The organism is Magnetospirillum sp. ME-1 (genome assembly GCF_002105535.1).
Taxonomy (GTDB): domain Bacteria; phylum Pseudomonadota; class Alphaproteobacteria; order Rhodospirillales; family Magnetospirillaceae; genus Phaeospirillum.
In genome coordinates this window covers 2,841,627-2,856,597 of the sequence record NZ_CP015848.1, presented here as the reverse complement: position 1 = coordinate 2,856,597, position 14,971 = coordinate 2,841,627, and the positions used below count along the sequence as shown (strand labels likewise).

The window sequence follows — 14,971 nt, the reverse complement described above, 5'->3', positions numbered from 1 at the left end:
GTCACAGACGCCACAGACGGACGCCATCGGGAATGTCCATGCCCCGCCACATGCCCTTGACGTCGGCGACCAGCCCGCCGGGACGCACCAGGGTGGCGAAGTTCTCCTGGGAAAAGGCGAGGTAGGGCGCGTGCGGCACCGTGCCGACCAGACCGTCGAAACCAGACAGGCCTTCAAGGCTGGTGGTCAGCGTCTCGGAATATTCGTGCTCAGCCTCGGCCGGGTCGGCATAGGGGTCGTGCACCGTCACCTCGTGGCCCAGACGACGCAGTTCGCGGATCACGTCCACCACCTTGCTGTTGCGCAGGTCGGGAACGTTCTCCTTGAAGGTCAGGCCCAGCACCAGCACCTTGGAGCCGGGCGCCAGCTGGGCCGCCACCCTTTGCGCGACCCAGGGCCCCATGCCGTCGTTGATACGCCGGCCCGCCAGGATGATTTCCGGGTGATGGCCGTTATCCTGGGCGCAGCGCGCCAGATAGAAGGGGTCGACGCCGATGCAGTGGCCGCCCACCAGGCCGGGCTTGAAGTTGAGGAAGTTCCACTTGGTGGCCGAGGCCTCCAGCACGTCGTAGATGGAGATGCCCAGCTTCTCGAAGATCATGGTGATCTCGTTGATGAAGGCGATGTTGATGTCGCGCTGGGAATTCTCGATGACCTTGGCCGCCTCGGCGACCCGGATGGAGGCCGCCTTGAACACGCCGCCGGTGGTCACCACACCGTAGACCTTGGCCAGAAGATCGGTAACCTCCGGAGTCTCGCCCGCCACCACCTTGGTGATGCGCTCGACGGTATGCTCGCGGTCGCCGGGATTGATGCGCTCGGGGCTGTAGCCGAGGAAGAAGTCGACGCCGCGCTTCAAGCCCGAGGCCTTTTCCAGCGCGGGGCCGCAGATATCCTCGGTGACGCCGGGATAGACGGTGCTTTCGAACACCACGACCGCCCCCTTGGACATGACCGCGCCGACCGAGCGGCAGGCACTCAAGACCGGACTGAGATCAGGCTCGTTGGCGTCATCCACCGGGGTGGGAACGGTGACGATGTAGACGTCGGCCCCCTTGATGTCCTCGGCCTTGGCCGACAGCCGCAGCGTGCTGGCCCGCAGCACCGCCTTGTCCACCTCGCCGGTCCGGTCGAACCCCTTGTGCAGCTCGTCGATGCGGGCCTGCGAAATGTCGAAGCCCACCGTGGAAAAATGACGGGAGATGGCGACGGCCAGAGGCAACCCGACATAGCCGAGGCCAATCACCGCGATCCGCTGATTATGAGTCATCAAGAGAGCACTCGTTTCTTGCCCGAGGGCTGCACTTTCGCCACACCGCCCTCACTTAGTCAATACCGGCCTGCCCCAAGGCCTGGTCCAGAATGGCCCGCCAGCGCTCGGGATGGGAATGGCCATCCGCCAGCACGCGGGCGCGGGCGGTGGCGGCGGCGGCGGCGCGGGCGGCGGGATCGGCCAGCCAGCGGCGGCATTGGTCGATCATTTCGTCGGCCGAGGCGAAGTAGGCAGCCTCGCGGTCAGGGGCCAGCAGGGCGGCGACCTCGTCGCTGGCCTCGTGCAGCATGAAGCCGCCCATGGCGGGAATCTCCAGGGAACGGCAGGTCTGGCGGTCGCGATTGCCCTTGCGCAGAAAGCACAGGTTGACCGCCGTCGAGCACACCGCTCGCCGGAAGTCGTCGCCATAGACCGGAACCCCCGCCACGTCCAGGTTGGGCGAGCGGCCGGCCAACCGTTCCCAGCCATTGCCCCACACCCGCACCCGCAGGCCGGCGTCGGCCAGGGCCAGCAGATCGGCAGCCCTCGGCGCCTCATAGGTGCCGACGAAGCCGACCTGGGCGGCGAAGCGCGGATCGGGCGCAATGGGGGCGTGCTCGTGGGGGCAAAAGGAGTTGTTCACGGCCAGCACGTGGCGCGCGCCCAGGGACGGCACCTCGGCCGGATCCGCATTGAAGCTCTTGGTGGTGACCCACAGGTCGAACAGCCCGATGCAGCCCTCCAGCCAGCGGCTGCGGTGGCGGGGATTCATGGTGTCGTCCTCGGAATACCACACCAGCCGCGCCGCCGGAGCCGCCCGCCGCACCGCCCGCAAGGTGGCGGCGCGGATGGTCCGGGCATTGTCCAGAATCACGATTCCCGCTCCCGCCGCGGCCCGTGCCAGCCGGGCATTGGCCCCGGCGCGGTCCAGGGGCAGACGCAGGCGATAGAGCAGCCGCTCGGCCAGGCCGGGCCGCGTCTCGTAGGTCCAGCCGTCCGGCGTGGTGGACACCATTTCCACATCGTGCCCCAGGTCCCGCAGGGCCCGCAGACGTTGGGGCGTGCGCGAACCGGGATTGGTCTCACCGACCAGAACGACCTTCACGGCGCGTCCCCCCACACCGAAGTCCAGGCGCGGGCGAGGCCGGAACCGAAGGCGGCAAGGGAGAATTCCGCCTCGGCCACCCGCCGGGCGCCTGCGGACAGAATCCGCCGCAAGGCGCGGTCCCCTGCCACCCGCGCCAGGGCGCCGGCCAGGGCGGCGGGCGCGGCCTCCACCAGAAAGCCGGTTTCGCCGTCCCGGACATAATCCTCCGGCCCGCCGCAGCGGGTTGAGATCACCGGCACCCCCGACGCCATGGCTTCCAGCCCGGCGATGCACAGCCCCTCCTGGTGCGACGGCAGCACGAACAGGTCAAGATTCTGGTAGAAGGCGGCCAATTGGTCGTGGGCGATCTCGCCGAGGAAATCGACGGCCCCCTCCAGTCCAAGGGCGGCCACCCGTCCCAGGGTCTCCCGCGAAGGCTCCGCGCCCGCCAGCCGCAGGCGGGCGTCCATACCGTTGCGCCGCAGCAGGGCCAGGGCCTCGAAGGCCAGACCGATATTCTTGCGCGGGTCCTCGAAGCGGGCGGCAAAGCCCAGCACGGCCGGCGGAGCGGGCGATGTCGAAGGCCTGAAGAGATCGGTATCCACCGGAATCGGCAGACGGTCGAGATGTCCGGCGGGACAGCCATGGGCCGCCAGCCGCTCGACCGTATAGCGGCTGACCCCCAGGACCCGGGGAAGCGATGCCAGGGTATGGGCCTGCTGGCGCAGTACCCAGGGCAGGGTGACCACGTCATGGATCAGACGCCGCGCCGGCCCCATGGCCGCCACCCGGTCGCGGCGATCGGCGACCACGTCGCTGGCGCACCACAGCAGGCCGGGCGTTCCGGTCGCTGCCAGCAGGTGGCCGACCAAGGGCGGGCCGCCCACGGCGATGTGGCGGTCATGGGCGGCGATCAGCCGCCGCCAGTGACGGCCGGGCAGATAATAGGGAGCCTCCAGCTCGGGGAACAGGCACCCCACCGCCACGCCGGGGAAGTCGCCGAAACATTCCATCTCGCGCACGCCAGGACGCAATCCCGCCGGCATCCGCCAAAGCGGGACATTGATATCCGCCTGATGGCCGAACGTGGCGTACCAGGCCACGCTCACCCGATGGCCCCGGTCGCGCAGGTAACGGCACAGAATGCGGGTCTTGGCGGGAACGCCGCCTTCATAGGGCGGCTGGGTGAGAATCAGGACCGAGCGGCCGGCATCGTCCTGGCGGGACATGGCGTCAGAATTTTCGCGCCGCGACCAGATCGGGCGGCATATGGCTTTGACGGACGAACTGGGCCAGCATGTGCATCAGCGACTGGTGCACATCCTCGACGACGCCGTAATTATCGGCGGCGACGTGCAGGTTGACGTCGGCCAGACGGGCGGTGCGGCCGCCGCCGAAACCGGTCATGGCGATGGTGGCGATACCCATGTCCTTGGCCCGCTGCACCGCGCGGGTGACATTCTCGGAATCGCCCGACGAGCTGATGGTGATCAGGACGTCGCCGGGCCGCCCCAGCAGGCGCAGCTGCTCGGAGAACACCTCGGCATACTCGATGTCGTTGGCGATGGCGGTCAGCACCTCGACGGTGGCGGACAGGCTGTGGATGCGGGGCCGCAGGCCGGTATCGCAGGAAACGCCACGGGAATGGTCGCAAACCAGGTGATTGGCGATGGCCGCCGAACCACCATTGCCACAGGAGAAGACGTTCCCGTCGCGACGAAGGGTATCGGCCAGCAACGCCTGCGCCGCCTCCAGCGCGTCACCCTTCACCGACCGCAAGGCCGCCACCATCTGGTCGGCATAAGCGTCGCGAAAATCGACGATGCTGCTGAATGCCCGTTCGGGAAAAGTCATGACCCGTGCCCATGCCCTGGATGGGAGGCTTGTTAGCAGATCACCCCTTCAATCCCAAGCGAAAAGGCTTTAGCGCCCCGCGCGGCGGTCGCGCAGGCCGACCGCCAGCCACAGGCTGGCCATCATCAGGAAGGGAATGACCTGCCGGCCCATGTCCGATCCGTAGCCGCTCTTGAACATGCCGATGAGCAGCGTCATGACGATCGCCGCGGTGCAGCACCCCAGCACGGCCGCCAGCCGCCCGCGCGCCTCGGCCGGCTCGCCCCGCGCCGGGACCAGAAGGCCGAGCAGCACACCTCCGGCCAGGGCCGGCGCCGCGAGCGAAATGAAATTGGCGATGGTCAGGTTCAGCCACTGGAAATTGTACTTGGCCTGCACCTCCCACCAGAACCCGAAATAGGCCCGGATCTTCTCCATGGGACCGGCCGCCGCCACCGCCTGCTCCATGCCGATGCGCTCCATGGTCAGCCCGCCCTTGAGGCCGATCACCGCCAGCACCGCCACCGAGCAGAGACCGGCCACCGCCACATGCAACGCCGCGCGTTTCATCCCCTGCCCCCGGACCAGGGTAAGCAGGGCGGCCGTCACGCCGGTGATGAAGCCGAGATGGTCCATCATCGACTGGCCGAAGGCGGCCAGAAGCGCCACCTGGTGGAACGCCACCCGCTCGCGGGAATCGAGGACCAGCACCAGCAGCGGAATGAAGCCCACCGCCGCCCAGTCGAAGGCCAGCATGGGCTGGGAGAAATTGTAGTAGGCCGGCGGCCAGTCGGCGAACAGCTTGCCGAAGGTGAAGACGGCGTTGACCACCGCCGCCGGCCAGCCGCCGAGAATGCACAGCAGCAGCACGACGCAGGCCAGCCGCGCAAACGGCGACGCAAACAGCCGCCGGACCAGCAGGTACAGGGGAAGGGCCATCAGCAGACGGGCGCCGAAGATGCTGAACAGCCAGATTGCGGCGTCCCGGTTCTCCGTCGCCGGCGCATAGCCCCACGGACTGGCGACCGCCAGTGGGCCGAAACCGGGATCGAGGAAGAAGAGGTTGGAAATGGCCTTAAGACCGGCATGCACCATCCAGAACGCCCAGGCGGTCGTCCGCTGGCACACCAGGCACTGACCGGAATAGTCGTACTGTCCGGCGAGCGCCGACCCCATCACGTCGCGCAGTTCGCCGCGCACCATGGTGATGAGCAGCACGCCGACCAGAAACAACCCCAGGGCCAGCCCCTCGCCGCACCTCTTCGCCCGCTCCATCCCTACCCCCTCTTGTCGCGGCCGATGGCGGAGATGCGGATGATGTCGCCCAGAACGCCCAGCCCGATCATCAGCGCGGATACCGCCCCGAACCCGAACCACAGGGCGGCCAGGGGGCCGGCCCCCTGGGACAGCAGGATCGCCGACGGCACCAGGAACCCTACCAGCAGCCCGACCACCATCATCAGGTAGAACTTGATGGGATTGAAGAAGGTGATGCCCTGCAGCACCAGTTGCATCATCCGCAGGGAATCGCGGAAGTGGCGGACCTTGCTCTTGCCGCTGCGCTTGAAATAGGGCAGCGGAACGTATTTGACGAAATAGCGCTCACCCAAGGCGAAGACGGTCAGCGAAGTGGTGAACGAGAAGGTGTTGCACAGGAAGGGAAAGAAGGTCATCGCAAGGTCGCGGGTGAAGATGCGGAATCCGCTGTTGGGATCCTCGATGCGCGCCCCGATCACCAGGTTGAGGAAGGCGATCAGCAGCCGCCGGAATTGCCGCTTCACCGGCCGGTCCAGATCCAGCACGTTGCTGCGGGCGGCGACCACCATGTCGAATCCGGCCCGCATCTGTTCGACCAGGGTGGGAATCTGCTCGATGTCGTAGGTGTCGTCGGCATCGACGATGCCGATCCACTGGTGGCGGGCGGCGCAGATGCCGGCCTTCAGGGCGCTTCCATAGCCGATATTGGTGGGGTGGCTGACCACCCGCACGCCGTCGTGCGCCTGGGCCGCCGCCAGGGTGCCGTCGCGCGATCCGTCATTGATGATGACAATCTCCCACGGCATGTCCAGCGTCGACAGAATGGATTTCAGCCGCTCGATCGTCGTGCCGATCGAGTGTTCCTCGTTATAGGCGGGAATAAGGTAGCTGAGGCCCGGCGACGGATCGGCATCCGGTTGTGTCATTGGCAGCCTTTCCAGGGAATTGGAGGGTGATTCTCGAACCATTGGCCCAGGACGCGCAGAGAAAAAGCCTTGAACGTGACGTCTTCGACGGCCGGGTCCAGCCGGAAATCATCACGGAATAATGAATTAGCACCAAGTCGTGGCGGATGCAGCGCCGAAAACTGGCTGGTCGGAGAATTAAATCCCTGCTTGCGCCGCTTCAATGTCGCCGACGGCAGAATTTTCGCCATGGCATCGCGCAAGATGACCTTCTGGCGGCGGAAGTTCATCTTCGCCGCCTCATCAAGGCGCGCGGCGAATTCCACCAGCCGGTGGTCGAGAAAGGGCGAACGCACCTCCAGCCCGAAGGCCATGCTGGTCCGGTCAGCCTTGACCAGGATGTCGTCGGCCAGCCACGTCTTGATATCGACATACAGCGAGCGATCGAGGAACGAGGCTTGCGGCACCGCCCGGAAATGCCCGGCGAAGGTCTCGAACGGATCGTAATCCCCAAGGGCGTCCAGGATTTCGGGCGACAGCAGCCGGCGCTTCTCCTCATCCGAGAACACCACCCGCCACCAGTAATGGGCCCTGGCGGCGTCGAGGCCATGGCCACCCAGGAACTGGCGGGCCTTGTAATCGAAGCTGACCTTGCGATAGCTGGGCCGCAGCCCGCGCCGAACCAATGCCAGCAGCGCCCGGTTCACCGGGGCGGGAACCCGGTTCCACAGCCGGGCCACCCGGTCGGCGCGATAGGTGGGATAACCCGCCAAAATCTCGTCGGCGCCGTCGCCGGACAGCGCCACCGTAACCCGCCCGCGGGCGGCGCGGTTGAGGTGCCAGCAGGCCAGGGCCGAGGTGTCGGAGAACGGATCGTCGCACTGGGCCACCAGACGCGCCAGATCCACATCGGCCCCCGGGTCCACGGGAAGCTCCTCGAGATCGAGTCCCAGATGGGAAGCGGTTTGGCGGGCGAAGGGCCGTTCATCGAAGCTTTGGGCGTCGAAGCCCACCGTGAAGGCCCTGATCCGCGCCCCGGAAGTCGCCGCCATGGCCGCCACCGCCGCCGAATCCAGCCCGCCCGACAGGAAGACCCCCAAGGGCACGTCGGCCTGCAGGCGGTCCTGGACCGCCTGGGCCAGCAGCTCGGAGAACCGCTCCCGCGCCTTGGCGTCATAGGGAATACGCCCGTCCTGCACGTGATCGGCCAGACGCCAGTATTCCCAAGTCTCCAGCCGTCCCGTGGACGGGTCGAAGCGGGCGGCGTGGGCGGGGGGAAGCTGGCGGATATTGGCGTGAATGCTCTTGGGCGACAGCACATAGCCCAGCGACAGGAAATCGGACAGGGCCTGAAGATCGAGCGTCGCCGCCGCCCGGACGGACTCGACCGCCAGCAGCGCCTTCGGCTCGGAGGCGAAGGCCAGCATGTCCCCTTGCCGGGTAAAGTAGAGCGGCTTCTTGCCCAGCCGGTCGCGAACCATGAACAGCCGGCGCGCCGTGGGGTCCCAGAGGGCGAAGGCGAACATGCCCACCAGCCGGCCGAGACAGTCCTCGCCCCAGGCCTCCCAGGCGGCAAGCAGCACCTCGGTGTCGGACTGGGTGCGGAACGTCCGCCCCCGCCCCTCCAGCTCGCGGCGCAGGTCATGGTGGTTGTAGATTTCGCCGTTGAAGACGATGACCAGCCCCCGCGGCCCCACCATGGGCTGGGCGGCGGCGGCGGCCAGGTCGATGACCGCCAGGCGCCGGTGGCCGAGATGAACGTCTCCGTCATTCCAGCATCCGCCGCCGTCGGGACCGCGATGGACGAGAGCGGCGACCATGGAGTCCAACCGTTGGGCGGCACCGGGGGAAGCGTCACCGATCAGGCCCGCGATGCCGCACATGGGCGTTCAGCCCCCTTTGCCGCGGGCGAGAAACCAGGTGGCGAACCGGTAGAGCGGGTATTCCACCAGCCCGAAGGTCAGCCCCCGGCGCAGGCGGAACAGGGCGATGGGCCGGTAAAGCACGTTGGCCAGACGGGCCAGCTTGAAGAACAGCGTCCGCCCCGAGGTCAGCCGCATCACCTTGTTGTCGATGAAATACGAGCAGATGAGCATCAGGTTGAAGAACCGCTCCATGCTGGGCTCGTACCATCCTTCCTGGGCGTTGGCCTCGACCTCGATATCCGCCCATTCCTGCAGGCTGGCCGGCATGCTGAACCCCCATTTCTCGCGCGCCAGGTCGTACAGTTCGGTGCCGGGCAGCGGCCGGAACTTGTTGGGCGGAAAGATCAGGGCGGAGGGGTGGTCGGCCACCAGGGTCAGCATCAGGTCGCGGGTCTGCTTCAGCTCGTCCAGCGTCTCGGTCGGCACCCCCATCAGGAAATTGTAGGCGGCGGTGATTTCCGGGTGGCGGGCCAGCTTGCGGTTGCATTCGACGATGTCGTCGACGGTGCAGTTCTTGCGGATCAGGCCGAGAATGCGGTCCGAGCCGCTTTCGGCGCCGATATGCAGAATGTCGGTTCCCGCCTCGGCCAGGCGGGTGAGGAACTCGTCGCTCATCCGCTTGATCTCGTTGATGCGGGCCCCGCGGAAGCCCAGCTTCACCGCCAGTCCGCGCCGTTTGATCTCGTCGATGATCGCTCCCACGTGGTCGAGGCTGGGAAAGCTGTCGTCATCGATGAAATAGATGTAGTTGGCCTGGTACTTGCCCACCAGGAAGTCGATGTGGTCCACCACGTCGGCGGCCGACAGCGGCACCCATTTCTTGCCCTTGATGGTAGAATACTGGGCGGGCGAACTGCAGAACGAGCATTTGTAGGGGCAGCCCAGGGCACTGTACATGGAGAAGATGCGCCGGTCCTGATCCAGCTGGCCGTAGACGGAATAGTCCTCGATCAGGTGATAGGGGATGTCGCGGTAATCCATGTATTCGAAGGCGTCGTCCTTGGCCGGCTCGCGCCGGACCCGGCCGTCTTCGCGCCACGAGATTCCCGCCACGCCCTCGGGCGTGCGGCCCTGTCCCAGGCGTTCGACCAGCAGGGCGAAGCTTTCCGAGGCATAGCCCGACACCACGTAGTCGCAGGCCGGCTCGCCGTCCAGGATGCTCTCGGGATAGAAGGTGGCATGGGGGCCGCCCCAGACCACCGGCACGGCCGGATCGATGGCCTTGACCGCCCGGCTGATGTCGATGGCGCTGCGGATGGGCCGCCCCGACATCACCGACACGCCGACGCAGGTGACCGGCCCGTCGGCCAGCAGCAGCGCCAGGCGCTGGCGCCAGTCGGAATGGATACGGGCATCGAGGATATGGACGCGGACGCCGGCCTTGACCACCCCGGCCGAGGCGTAAAGCAGGGACAGCGGGATGTGCCGGACATAATTCCCGGAAAACCCCTGCTCGGGATAAATCATGACGACGCGCTGAATTGCCATTACCGGCACCGGCTGGAGGAGACTCGTTGTTCTAGTGAGTGGCGGAGATGAGTGTCAAGAATGTCACGCCGCTTCTCTGCGGCCGCCGGGTTGGTTATGGTGCCCCCTGCTGGCGTCTGCCGAGGAAGTGCCATGAAGGTCCTGTTTGTCGTCCGCACCCTGACCATCGAGGGCGACCCCATGGGGGTGATGCAGCTTGCCTCCATCGCCCGGCGTGAAGGATGGAACGTCGATCTGGCGACCGCCGCCACTGCTCTGGACGCCGTGCGGCAACAGCGTCCCGATCTGGTGGCCATGTCCATGATGACCACCGATTACGCCGCGCTGATGGGGGTCGTCCGGGCCCTGCGCGCCGAGAACGAGACCCTGCCCATCGTGGTGGGCGGGCCGCACCCCACCTTCATCCCCGCCCTGGCCGAGGAGGAGGGCATCACCGCCATCTGCCGCGGTGAAGGCGACCTCGCCTTTCCCCAGGTGCTGGAGCGGGTGGCCGCCGGCCGCTCCCTGGACGGTATCCCCAACATCGCCACCGCCCAAACTCCGGCGACGCTCGGCCGGCTGGTCGAGGATCTGGACAGCCTGCCCTTCATCGACCGCGCCCTGGTCTACGACAAGTCGGCGGCCATGCGGGCCTTCCGGCTGCGGTCGTTCTATTCCTCTCGCGGGTGCCCCTACCGCTGCTCCTATTGCTTCAACGCCGGCTACAACGATCTGACCCGGGGCCTGGGCAAGCTGTACCGCAAGCGCTCGGTCAGTTCGCTGATCGAGGAAGTGCGCAAGGTCGCCGAAATCTACCCCACCGACTACATCCGTTTCTCCGACGACACCTTCGTGCTCAAGGTCGATCCCTGGCTGGAGGAATTTGCCGAGCGCTTCCCCCGCGAAGTCGGCATTCCGTTCTATTGCCTGCTGCGGGCCAACACCATCAGCAACGACATGGTCCGCCTCATCAGCCAGGCAGGCGCCAAATCCGTCTGCATGTCCATCGAGGCGGCCAATCCCAAGGTGCGCCGCGAGATTCTGCGCCGCGAGATGAAGGACGAGGCGCTGATCGGAGCCTTCGACGCCTTCAATGCCGCCGGGGTCAACATCTACACCAATTGTATCCTGGGTTTCCCCAATACCGGCCTCGAGGACGATCTGGCCACCTTGGACCTGGCCATACGCTGCCGTCCGGCCTATTGCGGCTTTTCCATCGCCACGCCGTTTCCCGGGACCGAGCTGCACGATTACTGCCGCGACCAGGGCGTGCTGCCCGAAGCCTCGACCGAGGATTACGTCTCGACCCAGAAGGGTTCGCTGCTGACCTGCTTCACGCCCGAGGAAAAGCGCCGGCAGGTCAATCTGGTCCAGCTCGCTCCGCTGGCGGTGCGCTTTCCCATCCTGCGCAATCTGGCGGTGGCGGCCAGCAAGCTGCCCTGCAACGTGGGGTTCTTCCTGATCCACTTCGTCGTGAAGAACTACCTGTTCATGCGCAAGATCGTGCCCATCCGCTTCACCCCCCGCGACGTGATGGTCCTGGGGTGGAACCAGCTATTGTCGGTGGGACACGCCATCCGGGGCGGAAACCGCCGGAAATAAGGCGGTCTAACCCGCCAGGGGGGTACAGCGCAAACGGTCCCCGGCGACGGGCACCAGCAGATAGCCGCCGCTTTCCCGCAGGCATAGCCCATCGACCAGGGGGGCAAGGACCGAGCTCATCCAGGGATCGAGGCGGACCACCCAGACCAGGCTGGCCTCGGCCAACCGGCGCCGCATGCCGGCCTCGTCCTCGATGAAGGTCCAGGCGTCACGCTGCTCGGGCGCGAAGCTCCAGCGATGGGGAATGACCAGCCGCCCGGCGGCGAAATAATCGGCGATCAGCCGCTCGTAGCCCTGGGTGCCCTGGGCCAGCATCTGGACATTGGCCCCCAATCCGGGCCGCTCCACCGCCAGCCGCAATACGGCCTCGGTCTGTGTGCGCATGGTCCGCACGGTCTCGACCTGCTCGGCGCTCTCGTTGAAGCGGGTGGCCATGGCGCGGAAATCCTGCGACAGCCGCCAGCCGGCCAGCAGGGCCAGTCCGCTCAGCCCGGCCAGAATCACGGGCCGCAACGCGCCCGGCCACGGTCTCCGGGCCAGAACCGGCCCCCAGACCACCACCGGCAGGGTCAGGCCGAACAGATGGACCAGACGCAGCGGCACCCGGGTGAAGCGGTCGATGGAATTCAGTTCCTGCCAGTAATAGCCGCTGAAACACGACAGGTGATAGGCGTAGAGCGCCAGGAAATAGGGGGCGATGAACCCCACCAGGGCCAGTACGATGAGAACGCCGCGCCGGTCGTGAAGGCACGCCGCCAATCCGGCCAGTGACAGCACGGTCAGCGGCAGCTTGTAGGCGCCGACATAGGCGAGCACCGCCCCGAAGAAGCGGCGGAACAGTTCGTCCGCCCCCTGGGGCAACGGCCCCGCCACCACCTCGGTGAAGACCTGCACCGGATTGCCCAGGCAGCCGGGCTCGGAAAATACCAAGCGCCAGACGCCGTAGCATACCAGCACCGGCCCCAGGACCAGCAGGGCCCGCAGGCCGCCCTCCACCGCCAGATGACGCCAGCCCAGTCGGCGCTCGGCCCACAGCGCCCCGGCCATCAGAATGGCGAGCGAGCCGCCCAAGCCCAGGCACGACACCTTGACCAGATAGGCCGCCGCGAAGAGCACTCCCAGATGCAGCGCCAGCAGGCGCGGCCTGGTGCCGCCGGTCACCGCCGTCAGGCCGAGGAGCAGGCAGCCGGCCATGGCGAAGATCTGCGGCTTTTCGATCAGCAGGTTGGTCGGCGCCAGACGCCAGGTGGCCTCGGCCGCCAGGGCCAGGAGCATCAGCGCTGCGGCCATGATCCGCGAGCGGCGCTCGTCGACGCCCCGCACCGACAGCATGTGCTCCACCGCGTCGAACAGCAGTCCCAGCAATCCCACATGCATCAGGAAGGGGATGACCGCCGCGCGCGCCTCGTCGAAACCGCCGAAGACCAGACCGGGAAAGGCCAGCGACAGGGCCCAGCCGGGGGTATAGCCGAACCCGGCCAGTCCGTGACGCACCTCGGGCCCCACCAGCCGGTCGGCCAGGGTGGCCGATCGCGCCCAGGCCGCCCAGTTGGAAAGCTCGTCCCAGGCCAGCGGCTCATAGGTCAGACCGCCCCGGACCGCCAGGATCAGGGCGGCGGCCAGGGGCATGAGCACCGCCGGATGCAACAGCGCTGCCGGGGGCGGGCGGCGGCGCAGCAGCGGGACCAGACCGGCCAAGCCGACGACAGCCATGGCACGGGCGGACAGGCCCAGCGGCATCTGGGCGACGAAATGCAGGAGATAGATGCCCGTCTCCATCAGGGCCCAGCCGGCGAAAAAGCGGCCGCCCAGCCAAAGCCGGCCGGCCACCGGCGACGGCAGCCAGCCCCCCAGGCCGAAGAACGCCGCCAGACAGAGCAGAAGCGCGCTCATCGGACGTCACCCGCCGTGAAGCGGCCATGGACCAGCCCCGCCCACAAGCGGCTGGACGGCCCCCCCAGCCCCAGCCACTGGCTGACCGGCACGGTGAAGCCGGTCTTGGGCCGCGAGATGATGGAGTCGGGCAGCCGGGCCGAGCGCGCCACGTCGCGCTTGGCGGGGCGGTGCGGCCCCACCAGGGCCGGCAGGCAGGCGCGCAACAGACCCACATCGACGAAAGGCGTGCGGATTTCCAGCGAATGGGCCATGCCGGCCCAATCGGCGTCGCGCAGCAGCTGGTTGCGCATGTAGAAGGACATCTCCAGAACGCCGGTCCGCATATCGCCCTCCAGACCGGCCACGGCCTCGGCCAGGCGCGAGCGGGTGGCCAGCCCCTCCAGACCGGCCGCCGCCATGTCGGGGTCCAGTACGCCTTTCAGCTCCCAGGGCATGAACAGCCCACGCTTCAAAAGATAGGCGTCCGACAGGCGCGGCCCCAGTTCCAGCAGGCCGGCCAGCTTGGGCGAGGCGAAGCGGCCGATCCATGGCGCGGCCAGAAAGCGCAGCCCCGCGCCCAGGCCGGGCAGCAGCCGCATGGGCCGCAGCAGCCGCTCCATGCGGGGCAGCTGGCGGAAGGTGTCGTAGCCGCCGAACATCTCGTCGCCGCCCAGTCCCGACAGCGCCACCTTCAGCCCCGCCTGCCTGGCGGCGCGGGCCACGAACCATGTGTTGACGCCATCGACGCTGGGCTGGTCCATGTCGGCGAAAATGCGCTCGCGCGCCTCGGCGAAATCAGCCTCCCCCACCCACTGGGTCCGCTGATGCGTCCCCAGGCGCCGGGCCAAGTCCTCCGCCAGCGGCACCTCGTCGGCATGGGTGCCCTTCAGGCGGTCGAAGCCCAGGGTGACGGTCTCCACCGGGCCGCCGCCCACCTCCACCGCCAGCGAGGCCAGCGAGGCGGAATCGATGCCCGCCGACAGGAATACGCCCACCGGCACGTCGGCGATCAGATGATGAGCCACGCTGTCGCGCAGGGCGGCGCCCAGGTCGATATCCGCCGGCTGGGCGGCCAGCGCCTCTTCCCGCAGATCGAAGTGCCGGCCCGAACGGCGGGCGCCACCCTCTTCCACCCACAGCCAGCCGCCGGCCGGCAGGGCCTCGACGCCGCGGTAGAGCGTGAAGGGCTCGGGCACGTGGCCCCACAGGAAAAAGCCGGCATGCCCGGCCGGCGATGGGCAGGTGTCGATTCCGCCGCCCGCCAGCAGCGCCTTGACCTGGGACGCCGCCCGCAGCGTGCGGCCATCATCGGCGATATAAAGCGGCTTGATGCCGAAGGGATCGCGGGCCAGCAGCATGCCGCGCCGCTCCTCATCCCACAGGGCAAAGGCGAACATGCCGCGCAGCGAGCGCAGCATGTCGATGCCGTCGCGGCGATAGAGGTGCAGCAGGACCTCGGTATCGGAGTGGGACGCGAAGGCCACGCCCTGGGCCTCCAGTTCGGCCCGCAGGGCGCGGTAATTATAGATCTCGCCGTTGAACGTCACCCGCAGCCGGCCGTCGGACGTGGCCATGGGCTGAGCGCCGGCCTCGGTGATCTCGATGATGGACAGGCGGCGATGGGCCAGGCCGACCCGGCCGTCGAGCCACAGGCCCGCCCCGTCGGGCCCGCGCGGCACCATGGCGTCGCGCACCGCAAGCAGCTCCGCCCGGTCGGGAGGCGGCGCCTCGGCCCCATAGGCCAGGATGGCGGCCAGTCCGCACACGA

General features: G+C 67.7%; 11 protein-coding genes. 1 reads left to right on the top strand and 10 read right to left on the bottom strand.

The window, feature by feature from the left end; genetic code table 11:
• Position 1: 1 nt before the first annotated feature.
• The 8 genes from WV31_RS13515 to WV31_RS13480 form a co-directional block, all read right to left on the bottom strand.
• On the bottom strand, positions 2–1,270 hold the full coding sequence (locus WV31_RS13515) for a nucleotide sugar dehydrogenase (RefSeq protein WP_085374060.1): 1,269 nt from the start codon (positions 1,268–1,270) through the stop codon (positions 2–4).
• 55 nt (positions 1,271–1,325) lie between these two features.
• On the bottom strand, positions 1,326–2,357 hold the full coding sequence (locus WV31_RS13510; protein ID WP_085374059.1) for a CgeB family protein: 1,032 nt from the start codon (positions 2,355–2,357) through the stop codon (positions 1,326–1,328).
• Positions 2,354–3,568: a glycosyltransferase gene (locus WV31_RS13505; RefSeq protein WP_085374058.1), complete on the bottom strand. Its 1,215-nt coding sequence runs from the start codon at positions 3,566–3,568 to the stop codon at positions 2,354–2,356. The genes WV31_RS13510 and WV31_RS13505 overlap by 4 nt, the downstream gene beginning before the upstream one ends.
• A 4-nt stretch (positions 3,569–3,572) precedes the next feature.
• A complete protein-coding gene (locus WV31_RS13500) occupies positions 3,573–4,193 on the bottom strand; it encodes an SIS domain-containing protein (protein ID WP_085374057.1) in 621 nt (206 codons plus the stop codon).
• 69 nt (positions 4,194–4,262) lie between these two features.
• Positions 4,263–5,447, bottom strand: a complete 1,185-nt coding sequence (locus WV31_RS13495) for a hypothetical protein (RefSeq protein WP_085374056.1) — start codon at positions 5,445–5,447, stop codon at positions 4,263–4,265.
• Between the two features lie 2 nt (positions 5,448–5,449).
• Entirely contained in the window at positions 5,450–6,355 is a 906-nt protein-coding gene (locus WV31_RS13490; RefSeq protein WP_168185946.1) for a glycosyltransferase family 2 protein, read from the bottom strand.
• On the bottom strand, positions 6,352–8,217 hold the full coding sequence (asnB, locus tag WV31_RS13485) for an asparagine synthase (glutamine-hydrolyzing) (RefSeq protein WP_085374054.1): 1,866 nt from the start codon (positions 8,215–8,217) through the stop codon (positions 6,352–6,354). Before asnB (WV31_RS13485) ends, WV31_RS13490 begins: the two co-directional genes overlap by 4 nt.
• 6 nt (positions 8,218–8,223) lie before the next feature.
• Complete coding sequence (locus WV31_RS13480) at positions 8,224–9,747, bottom strand: B12-binding domain-containing radical SAM protein (protein WP_085374053.1); 1,524 nt, start codon at positions 9,745–9,747, stop codon at positions 8,224–8,226.
• A 132-nt stretch (positions 9,748–9,879) separates the two neighbouring features.
• Here WV31_RS13480 and WV31_RS13475 point away from each other — a divergent pair, with 132 nt between their 5' ends.
• A complete protein-coding gene (locus tag WV31_RS13475; protein ID WP_168185945.1) occupies positions 9,880–11,328 on the top strand; it encodes a B12-binding domain-containing radical SAM protein in 1,449 nt (482 codons plus the stop codon).
• Positions 11,329–11,334: 6 nt separating this feature from the next.
• Here WV31_RS13475 and WV31_RS13470 read toward each other — a convergent pair whose 3' ends face one another.
• Both WV31_RS13470 and asnB (WV31_RS13465) read right to left on the bottom strand, forming a co-directional pair.
• The gene (locus tag WV31_RS13470) at positions 11,335–13,221 is read right to left on the bottom strand and encodes a hypothetical protein (RefSeq protein ID WP_085374051.1); all 1,887 of its coding nucleotides are present in this window, start codon (positions 13,219–13,221) and stop codon (positions 11,335–11,337) included.
• On the bottom strand, positions 13,218–14,969 hold the full coding sequence (gene asnB / locus WV31_RS13465; RefSeq protein WP_085374050.1) for an asparagine synthase (glutamine-hydrolyzing): 1,752 nt from the start codon (positions 14,967–14,969) through the stop codon (positions 13,218–13,220). Before asnB (WV31_RS13465) ends, WV31_RS13470 begins: the two co-directional genes overlap by 4 nt.
• Between the last annotated feature and the right edge of the window lie 2 nt (positions 14,970–14,971).

Bases quoted from the DNA above. Each gene is read 5' to 3' on its own strand.
- WV31_RS13505 (WP_085374058.1), bottom strand. From the start codon at position 3,568: ATGTCCCGCCAGGACGATGCCGGCCGCTCGGTCCTGATTCTCACCCAG.
- asnB (WP_085374054.1), bottom strand. From the start codon at position 8,217: ATGTGCGGCATCGCGGGCCTGATCGGTGACGCTTCCCCCGGTGCCGCC.
- WV31_RS13470 (WP_085374051.1), bottom strand. From the start codon at position 13,221: ATGAGCGCGCTTCTGCTCTGTCTGGCGGCGTTCTTCGGCCTGGGGGGC.
- WV31_RS13495 (WP_085374056.1), bottom strand. From the start codon at position 5,447: ATGGAGCGGGCGAAGAGGTGCGGCGAGGGGCTGGCCCTGGGGTTGTTT.
- WV31_RS13490 (WP_168185946.1), bottom strand. From the start codon at position 6,355: ATGACACAACCGGATGCCGATCCGTCGCCGGGCCTCAGCTACCTTATT.
- WV31_RS13480 (WP_085374053.1), bottom strand. From the start codon at position 9,747: ATGGCAATTCAGCGCGTCGTCATGATTTATCCCGAGCAGGGGTTTTCC.
- WV31_RS13500 (WP_085374057.1), bottom strand. From the start codon at position 4,193: ATGACTTTTCCCGAACGGGCATTCAGCAGCATCGTCGATTTTCGCGAC.
- WV31_RS13515 (WP_085374060.1), bottom strand. From the start codon at position 1,270: ATGACTCATAATCAGCGGATCGCGGTGATTGGCCTCGGCTATGTCGGG.
- WV31_RS13475 (WP_168185945.1), top strand. From the start codon at position 9,880: ATGAAGGTCCTGTTTGTCGTCCGCACCCTGACCATCGAGGGCGACCCC.